Source organism: Aggregatibacter actinomycetemcomitans, assembly GCF_023518055.1.
Lineage (GTDB): Bacteria > Pseudomonadota > Gammaproteobacteria > Enterobacterales > Pasteurellaceae > Aggregatibacter > Aggregatibacter actinomycetemcomitans.
In genome coordinates, this window is record NZ_CP085096.1 from 2,007,040 (window position 1) to 2,020,173 (window position 13,134).

The following is a 13,134-nucleotide window of genomic DNA, read 5'->3' on the forward strand; positions in this document are numbered from 1 at the left end:
AGTAAAGAAAATAAAATTCTACCTCAGAGAAAATAGCAGAATAAAACTCTGATTATTTAATAATTTCAGGAAATAATATTAAGATAAAAAATAAATAACCGGCAATAATACCAAAAAATCGATTTATCTCAGAGAATAAAATTTTTCTGATGAAAAAAGTGCGGTCAAAAACGCCGATGTTTTTTACCGCACTTTTATGTATGCCAACGCACCCTGCCCCACTTTCTTTACAAAAAACCAATCAGCAGAAGCGTGATATAAACAAATTTACCGATTTATATAGGGTGTAGTAACATTTCTCGATAAGTTTGTTCTATATTAAATCACCCCTCCGCTTTATTGGTCTTTACCACTTGAATGCTTAATTCCGACAACGCCTGCGGATTTGCCACACTTGGCGCTTCCGTCATTAAGCACGCCGCTGCAGTGGTTTTCGGGAAGGCGATCACGTCGCGAATGTTTTCCGTGCCGGTTAATAACATAGTCAAACGGTCTAAACCGAACGCAAGACCGGCATGCGGTGGTGTGCCGAATTTTAACGCATCTAATAAGAAGCCGAATTTTTCGCGTTGTTGTTCTTCGTCAATACCGAGAATGCGGAACACGGTTTGTTGCATTTTCGGATCAAAAATACGCACGGAACCGCCACCCACTTCATAACCATTGATGACCATATCGTAAGCATTGGCGACCGCACTTGTCGGATCCGCTTCTAATTGTTCAGGTGTGAAATCTTTTGGCGAGGTGAATGGGTGGTGCATTGCCGTCAAGCAGCCTTCATCATCACGTTCAAACATGGGAAAATCAATAACCCAAAGCGGTTGCCATTCATCTAAACGGGTTAAACCGAGATCGCGTCCTAATTTCAAACGTAACGCGCCCATTGAATCTGTGGCGGTTTGCCATTTGTCGGCACCGAAGAATAAAATATCGCCAGTTTGCGCGCCCACGCGTTCAAACAAGGCTTTTAGCACGTCTTCATTTAAGAATTTTGCAATAGGGCTTTGGACGCCTTCAAGACCGGCGTTTACGTCATTCACTTTTAACCAAGCCAAGCCTTTAGCACCATAAATGCCGACAAATTGGGTATATTCATCAATTTGTTTACGGGTGATTTCATTCCCCTGCGGCACACGAATTAAGGTGACACGACCATTCGGGTCATTTGCCGGACCTTGGAATATCTTGAAATCTACGTTTTTGACAATATCTGCCACGTCCACCAGTTCTAACGGATTGCGCAAATCCGGTTTATCGGAACCAAAACGGCGCATCGCTTCTTGCCAGGTTATCACCGGGAATTTGCCCAAATCGACACCTAAAGTATGCTGCCACAAACCGTGCACCATACGTTCCATGATTTCACGTACCTCCGGCGCGGTTAAGAACGAAGTTTCCACATCAATCTGCGTGAATTCCGGCTGACGATCCGCGCGTAAATCTTCATCGCGGAAGCATTTCACGATTTGATAATAACGATCAAAACCGGACATCATCAAAAGCTGTTTGAAAAGCTGCGGTGATTGCGGAAGCGCGTAGAATTTGCCTTTATGCACACGGCTTGGCACAAGATAGTCGCGCGCGCCTTCCGGGGTGGCTTTAGTGAGCATCGGCGTTTCAATATCCAAGAAACCGTTGTCGTCCATAAAGCGGCGCACAAAACCAGTGATTTTCGCGCGGGTTTTCAAATGCTGCGCCATTTCAGGGCGACGTAAATCCAAATAACGATATTTTAGGCGTTGTTCTTCAGTATTGTTTTGGTTGAAATCGAGCGGTAACACATCGGAAGCATTGTAAATTTTCAACACTTTTGCCAACACTTCCACTTCACCGGTCGCCATATTTTTGTTGATTTGATTATCCGGACGGGCAATGACTTCGCCTTGAATTTGAATACAAAATTCGTTACGCAAACCCGCAGCGGCGGTTAAGGCTTTTTGATATTTCGGATCAAAACACACTTGCACGATGCCTTCACGATCGCGCATATCAATAAAAATTAAACCGCCTAAATCACGGCGACGATGAACCCATCCGCTTAAGGTTATCTCTTGGCCAATATTGGTACGATTTAACGCACCGCAATAATGTGAACGCATCATTTTTATACCTCATTTTGATAAATCTATGTAGTATGCGAAAAAATATAGTAACTTAAAATACCTATCAATAAAAATTATATTTCTTATTACAAGAGATATTATACTATAGTCATTATCAGCTTCTTACATGAGTTGTACTCATAGAACGATAAAATAAACATAACCCTTTGTTATCACAAGACATATCACTTAAAAAGGATAGCCTTTATGCTACTTATTAATATTTTCTTTGCGTTAGCTCTATTATTACGATTTTATACTTTATCTATTTCAATCAGAAATGAAAAAAATTTACTAAAAAAAGGCGCCATACAATATGGAAAGAAAAATTCAATTGCCTTATCAGTAGTACATATTTTATTCTATCTTTCATGTATTACTGAAGCCAATTACAATCAAGTTATTTTTAATAAAGAATCTCAGATTGGATTAATAATCTTGATTTTCTCTCTTATAATGCTGTTTTACGTAATCTATCAACTAAAAGAAATTTGGACTGTAAAAGTTTACATCTTGCCTAATCATAAGATAAATACTTCATTTATATTCAAATATTTTAGACATCCTAATTATTTTCTGAATATCATTCCCGAATTAATTGGTTTAAGCTTACTATGCCAAGCTAAACTAACTGCCATGTTTATATTACCTTTATACATGATCATCTTAGCTATCCGTATTATGCAAGAAGAAAAGGCGATGAAATGCTTGTTTAAAGAAAATCATAATATCTAAATCTATACATTCTATATCTAGAACACCATAAAATAGTTATTTTTAAATCATGTAATTTTTTATTTACTCTCATGAACAAAGACACCATTTTCTCCGTCCCTATTGAAAAATTGGGTGATTTTACTTTCGATGAAAGTGTTGCGGAAGTTTTCCCCGACATGATCCAACGCTCCGTGCCGGGCTACTCCAACATCATCACCGCTATCGGTATGATTGCCGAACGCTTTGTCAGTGCCGACAGTAACGTTTACGATCTGGGCTGCTCCCGTGGCGCAGCAACCTTATCCGCCCGTCGTCATATTCAATGCAAAAATGTGAAAATCATCGGTGTGGATAATTCCCAACCGATGGTGGAACGCTGTCGTCAGCATATCGCCGCCTATCACAGCAACATCCCGGTGGAAATTTTATGTGATGACATTCGTCATATTGGGATCAAAAACGCATCCATGGTGATTTTAAATTTCACCCTGCAATTTTTACTGCCGCAGGATCGCATTGCGTTACTGGAGAAAATTTATCAAGGATTAAATCCCAATGGCGTGTTGGTGCTATCGGAAAAATTCCGTTTTGAAGATGGGAAAATTGACGAATTGCTGATCGACCTGCACCACCAATTCAAACGTGCCAACAGCTACAGTGAATTAGAAGTGAGCCAGAAACGCACTGCCTTGGAAAAGGTTATGCGTACGGACAGTATTGAAACCCATAAAGTGCGGTTAAAAAATGTGGGATTTTCCCATGTGGAACTGTGGTTCCAGTGCTTTAATTTCGGTTCGATGATCGCCATCAAATAATGCGTTCTTCCAAGAGAAAAGTGCGGTGGATTTAAAAAACATTTTAAAAATCCACCGCACTTTTTGTTGAACGCCTTTTCTACAAGCCTTTCAAATCTTTATCCAGCAAACGGGCAAGCAATAAGATGCCGTCTTTAAAGCGATATTCGGCATATTCCGCCTGCGCATAATGTTGTCCTTTGCCTTCCGCAAAGAAATATTCCTGACTTGGCAGTTGCGGGAACCAACCGACATTATTGACCGGCAAATACATATCAGGCACACAATCGTAGAAATCCGTCGGAATGCGATTCTCTACACGACATAATGTGGCGACACCCTGTTCGTCCTGGTGTACTAACGCGTAAACCCGTTTGGGGCGTGTTTTTCGTCCACTAATGGCAGCTTCTTGATCATTTACGGAAGTATTTAATTGTGCACGAATATCCGTCAAAATAGCATAACTGAGAGACATATAATCCCCTTGTATGATGGAACGCGGATCAACGGGCGCAATTTTTAACACCACCGGCTTACCTGTCATCAACACATTTTCAAACTGCCACACTTTATAATTTAACGGAATCAGAATAAGCAACACCGTACAGAGCGCAACCATCGGTTTCACTTTAGAAACGTTGTAAAAACTAACCGCGCTTTGTGTTTGCGGTTGATGTTTTCTGTGTAAATAAATAGCAACCGCAGAGAATAGCAAAGCAAAGAACAGCAGTAAAAATGCCTTGTAAAGCAGTGGAATAAATAACAAATAATAGTAAATTGCCAAGTTACCGACTAAAGATAAAACACCGATAAAAAACAACGTGCGGCTTTGCACAAAGTAGGCAATCAGCAACAACGTAACGAAAAATAATACGGAAGGCTGACCGACAAAGAGGAAAGTAAATAGTGCCAGGATCGCGGCAATGCACATTTTTTCATCGGTTTTTAAACTGAAAAAACGGCTGATGGCGAAATACGTGACCAACGGCGTAAAACAAACTAAGAAAGGAATTGTCCAACCTAATCCGAGCACAGCGCGAGAATAAAACCCGGCGGTGATCATCGTAAAGAAGCCGCTGAAAGTATCAATTTCCGGTAGCGCATCCACAGTGCCGGGAACGTAGACTACAAACAAAGACAAGAAATTATCAGTGGAAAACGCCCAGCCGCCTATGCTGAACAGTAAAAACGCCCAAGCAACAGGCGTGATCCGCACTCTGACTTTACTGTTTTCTCCGTATATATTTTGCACAAAGAAAGCAATAATGCAACCCAACATCGTGACAAAATACAAAGGCACATAACTGTATTCGATGCGATTGGCATGGCTAAGATCACCTGTGGAACAATCGGTTAAATAAATATGCCACACGCCCAAAACAATCACGAGAGTTAGAGTTCTCAGCCAGTTCTCTTTGCGTAAAAAATAAAGCATAGAAATTATCGCAGTAAACAATAACGGTACATCACAGGTTAAGGCGCCCTCACCGTAAGAATCAAATACATCGGCAAGGAAATAACCGGCAAGCAGATTGTAGCCCATAAAGAAGAAAATCCCGATGATAATCGACATATGACTTTCCGCGTGGGGATTGCCAAAATGCAACCCCAGCGCAATAAACAACACAATAACGTTTAAAATCAGCAAACCGGTTTTCGGTTCAGACACATTTAACGTTAAAAAAAGCCAAATTAATGCAGTCACAATACCGATAAAAATGGCAAAAATTAATAAAATGGACAGTGCCCAAGAAATGTTCTTAAGGTGCGGATAATGCTGCTTATACCAACCATGCAACAACATAATGGCAAAGATCGTAATAATAAAAAGCAACAGGCCTGCCAATACGGCAAAATCACCGGAATTTACATTGGAAAATAGGAAAATACCAAAAGCAACGATAGAACAGATAGTTACAGTAATTAAATTAACAAAATCAAATCGGTATTTTTTATACACATAAATCACGATCCCCGATGGAATCACCACTTGTAAAAACACAAGAAAAAAATACACACCGGAGTAAATATCGTTAGGTAAATTATCGGTAATAACACGGACGCCGAATAAATGACTTAACACTAAAAAGGTAAGAATTTTAGGCAGAATGCGCCAGTTTTGATCGTGTAATTGGCGAATAAAAATTTCACTTAACAACAAGAAAATAAAATTTAACAGGACAACATAATTCACCACACCATGATCAAACCAAGCATCATAATACAAATACAAGGTGAGATTGGTCGTGGCGATAAGTAATAAAGCGGAAGCAATATTCGGCAGCAACAATAACAACGGCAGTTGGCACAGCGACCACAGTGCAAATAATTCCCACGCATTCGCGCCCGTTTGATACGTCTGCCCTACTAGGGCAAACACCGCGCCTATAAGCACGGCAGTAAGAAAGAAAAAAGTAGCGGAAAGCAGTTTTAATTTCTCTTTTGCGACTTTTTGGCTTTCACGCAAAAAGAAATAACTCCCTAATAAAACCGAAGCGACCAAAATCAGTTGCAAGCCGTAAATTTTGGCTAAATCGGAAAAATAATCTAAATTAGCGGCAATTAATGTCACGATACCGCTGGCTAAAAATCCTGCACTTAAGATTAAAAACAATAAATTTAAATAACGTGGCCAAGATAAATTAAACAGAGAAGATTGATTTATCATTTTTTGCTTTCCTTGATAATTTATAATTATGCGTAAAAAATCGAGGCTATTCTGCCAACTTCAACAGAAAAATGAAAGAAAAAGTGCGGTGGATTTTCGCCGCGAATTTCAACCGCACTTTAGTATTATTTAAGAATAAAGATTATTTCTTGGTATTCGGTTTATGGAATAAAGTGACGGAAATAAAAGCAAAACCGAGGAAACAAGAAAGGATGAGCGCATAAAATCCGCCGTCCCAACCGAATACATCCACCAGTTTACCCATCACATAACCGGCACTGGCAGATCCCAACAAGTAACCAAATAAACCGGTTAAGCCTGTTGCTGTACCGGTCGCCACACGAGGTACCAAATCTGCTGCCTGTAAGCCGATCATCATCACCGGTCCGTAAATCAGGAAACCAATTGCGACCAAACAGATATTATCGACTAACGGATTACCCGCCGGATTTTTCCAATAAACAAAAATCGCAACAAGCACACCTGTCAGGAACAATAGCATTGGCGGGGCGCGGTGACCTTTGAACACTTTATCGCTCAAATAACCACTGGTCAGCATGCCGAAAATCCCTGCATACTCATACAGGAAATATGCCCAGCTTTGTTTATCTACGGAAAAATGTTTCACTTCTTTTAAGTAGGTCGGTGCCCAGTCGATAATGCCGTAACGAATGAAATATACAAACACATTGGCAATAGCAATTGCCCATAAGAACTTGTTATTTAAGATATATTTCATAAAAATATCTTTTGAAGAAAGGGTATGGGCTGATTCAACCTGCTGTACGACTTTTTCGCCCTTCCACTCATCCACCGGCGGTAAACCTTGTGATTCCGGTGTATCGCGCATTAACCAAAACATAATAAACGCTAACACGATAGCAATTAATGCCGGTAAATAGAAAAGTGATTGCCATGTACCAAAAATCGCCAAACCTAAAATGGCTAACGGGCCGATTAAACCGCCGCCCAAGTTATGGGACACATTCCACCAGCTCCACCACACACCCCGTTCGGATACGGAGAACCAGTTGGTCATGGTTTTTGCACCCGGTGGGTAACCCATTCCTTGGAACCAGCCGTTAAAAGCGGCTAGCACGATCATGATCGGAATGGAAGCCAACACGCCGGGCACTAAGCCGAAAATTAAACTCACGATTGCCGAACCCAGCAAACCTATAGTGATAAAATACTTAGGATTACTACGGTCGGAAACATTCCCCATAATGAACTTACTAAAACCATAAGCGAGGGACAACGCAACACCCACAGTGCCTAAATCCGCTTTAGTAAAACCATATTCATCAATTAGGTAAGGGATAGCGAGGGAAAAGTTTTTGCGGATCAAATAATACGCCGCATAGCCTATAAATACACCGGCAAATACCTGCCAACGTAATTTCTTATACTCCGCATCAACTCGGGAAGACTCAATTCGAGGTGCCGGCGGAGAGGCCTTAAGAAATGAAAACATCTTAAATCTCCTTGATTTACATGTAATTTTTAATATTGCGTAGAAATGAAAATTAGGACCGGAAAAGTCATTTCCGTCTACGCTTTTTTAAAATACCAAATATTTTTCTAACTAAAAAATCCATCACTTCATATTGAATAAAAAAATAAAGAGCATAACCATTTGAAATAAAATAAAATAATCTTTAAAAATAGTTCATAGCATACTATCAAAATCACATCAGACCAGTTAGTTAGGGAACTTTTTGACCAAAAGTTCACGTTGTTTTTCCGCTTTAATAACAGTCGGTTAACAAACGACGTTAAAATTAGCAACAATTATCATTTGCAAACAGAATCCAAATAAGCTAAATTGCCCCGCGATAAATTTCATACTTTTATTAACCCTTACAGGAGCATTTATGCGTAAACATTTTTCATTGCTTCCTCTGGCAATATTAGTTGCCACCGCAGTTCAGGCTGAGGAATTAGATATCATCAATGTGGTGTCCGAAAATACCGGTGCCAAAAGCAAAACCAATGTAATTACTACAGAATCAGTTAATCGCAGTACTGAAACCGAGTTAAAAGGTTTACTCAAGGAAGAGCCCGCACTTAACTTCGGGGGAGGGCGCGGAACCTCTCAATGGTTTACCATTCGTGGTATGGGACAGGATCAGGTGGATGTTAAAATCGATGATGCCTACACTGATGCTCAACTGTTCCACCATCAAGGTCGCTTCGTTTTTGATCCGTCTTTGTTTAAAAAAGTTAGTGTACAAAAAGGTACAGGCTCCGCCAGCGCAGGCATTGGCGCCACCAGTGGTACAATTGTGGCGGAAACTGTCAGCGCAAAAGATTTGCTGAAAGAGGAACAAGACTTTGGTTTTAAAGTTAATGCCGGCGTAAGTTCGAATAGCGGTTGGAGCAAAGGCGCCACCATTTATTCCAAAGTCGGTGCATTCGATGCTTTAATTTCCGGTAACTGGGTAAAAGAACGTGATTACAAAGCGGGTAATGGCTATAAGATCAAAAATAGTGCACTGGGTCAGCGTGGTTTATTGGCTAAAATCGGTGTAGATCTAAACGAAGATCATCGTATTGAATTAAGCCGCCGCCAAGAACGCCATTATGGTGTCCGCGCATTACGTGAGGAGTTTGACTTTGCTCAGGACGGAAGAGAATCAGTTAATGCTCCACGCTATCGCGTCACCACTAATGATACCGGCAAGATTGAGTGGACCGGCAAAAACATTGGCTTTATCAGTACCGCAAAAGCCAATGTTTGGCGTACAGTTATTAGCCGAGAAGAACCTACCGAACGTTCCAAAATCCATTTGGTTGCCAATGGTGCAAACCTTAACTTAGATTCTCAAATCGGTGAGTCTCACTTAATCAAATATGGTGTCAATTACCGTGATCAAGAAGGCAGACCAAATTCTCTCACGGTACAAAACGGGGTACAAATAAGAAATCAAAAGAAACGTGATGTGGGCGTTTATGCAGAAGGTATCTGGGGTCTCGGTGCATTCACCTTAACCACAGGTTTACGTTACGATCACTTCTCATTCCGAGCTATGGATGGCAGAAAATCAAACAAAGGTAATTTAAACCCAAGTTTTGGTTTAATCTATGAAGTAACGAAGGATTTAAGTTTTAGTGCCAGCTTAAACTACGCAACCCGTAGTCCTCGTTTCCGGGAAATTCTATTGTCGTCAGGAACTACCAGAGGAAACCCCGCAGTCTATTCCATTGCCGGCAATATTAAACCTGAAAAGTCACGCAATACGGAAGTCGGCTTCAACTATAAATTAGCCGATAGCCTTTCATTAAACGGTAGCTATTTCTGGCAAACGATTCAGGATACTCACGCGTTCACTCAAATTAGACCGGGTTATTTTGAAATTCAAAATGCAGGTAAGTTGAGAAATAGCGGTTACGAATTAGGTGCGGCATATAAATATGAAGGTTTAACTTTACGTGCTGGTGTAGCCTATAGCAAGCCTGAATTAGATGGCAGAACCGTCGACAGTACGGTTACTGCCATTCCAATTGGTCGTACTTGGACCACCGGCGTATCTTACCGCTTTGAACAACCTGATGTGGAAATTGGCTGGAGAGGACGTTTCGTACAGCATACGAGTTATGATACCAGCACGAATAACCGTGGTGGCGGTTCAACCACCACTAAACGCCCTGGCTATGGTGTGAACGATTTCTACGTCACATGGAAACCGGTTGAAAACATCAACGTTAACTTGGCGTTAAATAATGCGTTTAATAAATATTATCGCAGCCACAGCCAACGTGCAGGTGTTTCCACCCTACCCGAACCGGGTCGCGATGTTCGCTTAAATGTCAATTACACCTTCTAAGCCATAAAAGTGCGGTGGGTTTTCACCGTGTTTCTATGATGCGTCATATTCAAAAAGGATTAAGCCTAAGCTGCTTAGTCCTTTTTATTTTCTCCAAACAAATGCCCTCATTCTGTGGCATAATTGGCGCAGTTTTTAGTTATGTGAGGGAGAATACCATGCGAATTTTACACACCATGTTACGCGTCGGCGATTTACAACGTTCCATTCGATTTTATCAAGATGTGTTGGGTATGCGTTTATTGCGCACCGGCGAAAATCCCGAATACAAATATTCTCTGGCATTTTTAGGTTACGACGATGAAGACAAAACCTCCGTGTTGGAACTGACTTACAACTGGGGCGTGGATAAATACGAACTCGGCACCGCTTACGGGCATATCGCCATCGGCACGGACGATATTTACGCCACCTGCGAAGCGGTGCGCAAAGCCGGTGGCAATGTCACCCGTGAGCCCGGCCCGGTAAAAGGCGGCAAAACAGTGATTGCCTTTGTGGAAGATCCGGACGGTTATAAAATCGAATTTATCGAAAACAAAAACGCACAAGCCGGATTAGGCAACTAGTTCGCACCAAAAGTGCGGTAGAAAATTCAAACGTTTTTTAACGTGGATTATGAACGATTATCCACGTTTTATTTTTAGGATGAACTATGTCAGAAACCCAAGAAACCATTAATTACAATATATTAAAACATCGATTCCGAGGTTATTTGCCGGTGGTAATCGACGTGGAAACCGCCGGGTTAAACGCCAAAACCGATGCGTTGTTGGAGTTGGCAGCAATTACCCTCAAAATGGATGAAAACGGCAATTTGCTGCCGGATCAAAAATGCCATTTTCACATTCAAGCTTTTGAAGGGGCGAATATCGATCCCGAATCCCTTAAATTTAACGGCATTGATATTGATAACCCGTTGCGTGGTGCGGTGAGCGAAAATATCGCCATCAGCGAAATGTTCAAGATGGTACGTAAAGCGCAAAAAGATGCGGATTGCCAGCGATCCATTATCGTGGCGCATAATGCGGCGTTCGATCAGGGGTTTCTCATGGCGGCGGCACAACGTATGAATGCTAAACGCAACCCATTCCACCCCTTTTCCACCTTTGACACGGCAACCTTGAGCGGTTTTATGTTCGGGCAAACCGTGTTGGTGAAAGCCTGCCAAGCAGCAAAAATCCCTTTTGACAGCCAGCAGGCACATTCAGCGTTATATGACACGGAACGCACTGCCGAATTGTTTTGTTATATGGTGAATCATTTGAAGCAATTGGGTGGGTTTCCGCATCTTGTAGCGAATGATTAAGAACATCGAAAATTTAGACCGCACTTTCACATTTTTTAAAAAACCACTTGCGATGAAAAAACTTTTCCAGTAGTTTAAAAAGCAACTCACACAGGAGAAACAAAATGAACGTTATTCGCAACCATCATCACCATCATGTAACTGAATAATCTTTCAGGTATGTGGTGTGCTTGGAAGATCACTTCCGAGCAAGGTGCGAATAATTCATGGTTTATCACAACCCCTCGGAAGTTAACTTTCGAGGGGTTTTCTTTTCAGCCCAATGAACCGAAAACCCAAAATCGTGATTTCATTAGACAAATTTTATTTTTCTAGTAAATTATCAACAACTTAACTCATAAGGATAAACAAATGTTAACCAACCCTGTTGTCATTTCGATCATCGTATTGCTGGCACTTAGTTTGCTCCGCATTAACGTGGTCATCGCATTGGTGATTTCCGCCTTAACTGCCGGTTTAGTCGGTGATTTAGGCTTGACTAAAACCATCGAAGCCTTTACCGGCGGACTTGGCGGCGGTGCGGAAGTTGCTATGAACTATGCGATGCTCGGCGCTTTTGCTATTGCCATCTCCAAATCCGGCATTACCGATTTACTTGCCTACAAAATCATCACCCGCATGAATAAAGTGCCAACCGCAAACAGCCTTGCCATGTTCAAATATGCCATGCTCGGTATCCTAACGCTGTTCGCTATTTCTTCCCAAAACCTGCTGCCGGTACACATTGCCTTTATTCCTATCGTCATTCCGCCGATGCTCGCCATTTTCAACAAATTGAAAATTGACCGCCGTGCGGTGGCTTGTGTGCTAACCTTCGGTTTAACCGCCACCTATATGTTATTGCCGGTGGGTTTCGGAAAAATCTTTATCGAAAGCATTCTGGTGAAAAATATCAACACCGTAGGCAATTCATTAGGCTTACAAACCAGCGTGGGCGAAGTGTCACTGGCAATGACCATTCCCGTGATCGGCATGGTTTTGGGGTTGTTAACCGCCGTGTTTATCACTTATCGCAAACCGCGCGAATACGTGGTGATGAGCACCGAGCCGACAACCCAAGACATTGAACAACACATTGCCAACATCAAACCGAAACAAATTGTGGCAAGTTTAATCGCCATCGTCGCCACCTTCACAGTGCAATTAGTCACCAGTTCCACCATCATCGGCGGCTTGGTCGGTTTAATTATCTTCGCCGTATTTGGCATTTTTAAACTCAAAGAAAGCAACGATATTTTCCAACAAGGCTTGCGTTTAATGGCGATGATCGGCTTTGTGATGATCGCCGCCTCCGGTTTCGCCAACGTCATTAACACCACAACCGGCGTGAAAGAGCTAATAGACGTGTTAAGCACCAGTGTGATTCAAAGCAAAGGCGCCGCCGCATTCCTGATGTTGCTCGTGGGTTTGCTCATCACCATGGGTATCGGTTCTTCTTTCTCTACCGTACCGATTATTACTTCCATTTATGTGCCGTTGTGTTTATCTTTCGGCTTCTCGCCGCTTGCCACCGTGTCTATTGTCGGCGTAGCGGCTGCGCTGGGCGATTCAGGTTCACCGGCATCCGACTCGACGTTGGGGCCGACTTCCGGTTTGAATATGGACGGCAAACACGACCACATTTGGGATTCCGTGGTGCCGACCTTTATTCACTACAACATTCCGTTAATTATCTTCGGCTGGATTGCCGCGGTGTATCTGTAAGCTAAAAAGTGCGGTG

The 13,134-nt window shown here is 41.9% G+C and carries 9 protein-coding genes and 1 other annotated feature; of the genes, 6 read left to right on the forward strand and 3 right to left on the reverse strand.

Features of this window, described 5'->3' with window-relative positions:
- Positions 1–323: 323 nt before the first annotated feature.
- Positions 324–2,102, reverse strand: coding sequence for an aspartate--tRNA ligase (gene aspS / locus LIN98_RS09860; protein ID WP_014167373.1), 1,779 nt, complete (start codon positions 2,100–2,102; stop codon positions 324–326).
- A gap of 207 nt (positions 2,103–2,309) precedes the next feature.
- Here aspS and LIN98_RS09865 point away from each other — a divergent pair, with 207 nt between their 5' ends.
- On the forward strand, positions 2,310–2,837 hold the full coding sequence (locus tag LIN98_RS09865) for an isoprenylcysteine carboxyl methyltransferase family protein (protein ID WP_005539902.1): 528 nt from the start codon (positions 2,310–2,312) through the stop codon (positions 2,835–2,837).
- 71 nt (positions 2,838–2,908) lie between these two features.
- Positions 2,909–3,634, forward strand: coding sequence for a carboxy-S-adenosyl-L-methionine synthase CmoA (gene cmoA, locus LIN98_RS09870; protein ID WP_014167374.1), 726 nt, complete (start codon positions 2,909–2,911; stop codon positions 3,632–3,634).
- A gap of 79 nt (positions 3,635–3,713) precedes the next feature.
- Here cmoA and LIN98_RS09875 read toward each other — a convergent pair whose 3' ends face one another.
- Both LIN98_RS09875 and pgtP read right to left on the reverse strand, forming a co-directional pair.
- Positions 3,714–6,281, reverse strand: coding sequence for a GDYXXLXY domain-containing protein (locus LIN98_RS09875; protein ID WP_061869927.1), 2,568 nt, complete (start codon positions 6,279–6,281; stop codon positions 3,714–3,716).
- A gap of 142 nt (positions 6,282–6,423) precedes the next feature.
- Complete coding sequence (gene pgtP / locus LIN98_RS09880; protein WP_005569178.1) at positions 6,424–7,755, reverse strand: phosphoglycerate transporter protein PgtP; 1,332 nt, start codon at positions 7,753–7,755, stop codon at positions 6,424–6,426.
- 400 nt (positions 7,756–8,155) lie between these two features.
- Here pgtP and LIN98_RS09885 point away from each other — a divergent pair, with 400 nt between their 5' ends.
- From LIN98_RS09885 to LIN98_RS09900, 4 genes are all read left to right on the forward strand, one after another.
- A complete protein-coding gene (locus tag LIN98_RS09885; protein ID WP_005567671.1) occupies positions 8,156–10,108 on the forward strand; it encodes a TonB-dependent receptor domain-containing protein in 1,953 nt (650 codons plus the stop codon).
- Between the two features lie 158 nt (positions 10,109–10,266).
- Positions 10,267–10,674: a lactoylglutathione lyase gene (gene gloA / locus LIN98_RS09890; protein ID WP_005567670.1), complete on the forward strand. Its 408-nt coding sequence runs from the start codon at positions 10,267–10,269 to the stop codon at positions 10,672–10,674.
- Between the two features lie 86 nt (positions 10,675–10,760).
- Complete coding sequence (gene rnt / locus LIN98_RS09895) at positions 10,761–11,414, forward strand: ribonuclease T (protein ID WP_005539889.1); 654 nt, start codon at positions 10,761–10,763, stop codon at positions 11,412–11,414.
- Between the two features lie 124 nt (positions 11,415–11,538).
- Positions 11,539–11,668, forward strand: a sequence feature (His leader region).
- A gap of 97 nt (positions 11,669–11,765) precedes the next feature.
- Positions 11,766–13,118 carry a Na+/H+ antiporter family protein gene (locus tag LIN98_RS09900; RefSeq protein WP_005539888.1) on the forward strand — a complete coding sequence of 451 codons (1,353 nt, stop codon included), beginning with the start codon at positions 11,766–11,768 and terminating at the stop codon, positions 13,116–13,118.
- Positions 13,119–13,134 lie beyond the last annotated feature (16 nt).

What these genes read in the sequence shown, in the direction of transcription:
- LIN98_RS09885 (WP_005567671.1), top strand. Translation starts at nt 8,156, where the DNA reads ATGCGTAAACATTTTTCATTGCTTCCTCTGGCAATATTAGTTGCCACC.
- gloA (WP_005567670.1), top strand. Translation starts at nt 10,267, where the DNA reads ATGCGAATTTTACACACCATGTTACGCGTCGGCGATTTACAACGTTCC.
- aspS (WP_014167373.1), bottom strand. Translation starts at nt 2,102, where the DNA reads ATGATGCGTTCACATTATTGCGGTGCGTTAAATCGTACCAATATTGGC.
- LIN98_RS09900 (WP_005539888.1), top strand. Translation starts at nt 11,766, where the DNA reads ATGTTAACCAACCCTGTTGTCATTTCGATCATCGTATTGCTGGCACTT.
- pgtP (WP_005569178.1), bottom strand. Translation starts at nt 7,755, where the DNA reads ATGTTTTCATTTCTTAAGGCCTCTCCGCCGGCACCTCGAATTGAGTCT.
- cmoA (WP_014167374.1), top strand. Translation starts at nt 2,909, where the DNA reads ATGAACAAAGACACCATTTTCTCCGTCCCTATTGAAAAATTGGGTGAT.
- LIN98_RS09875 (WP_061869927.1), bottom strand. Translation starts at nt 6,281, where the DNA reads ATGATAAATCAATCTTCTCTGTTTAATTTATCTTGGCCACGTTATTTA.
- LIN98_RS09865 (WP_005539902.1), top strand. Translation starts at nt 2,310, where the DNA reads ATGCTACTTATTAATATTTTCTTTGCGTTAGCTCTATTATTACGATTT.
- rnt (WP_005539889.1), top strand. Translation starts at nt 10,761, where the DNA reads ATGTCAGAAACCCAAGAAACCATTAATTACAATATATTAAAACATCGA.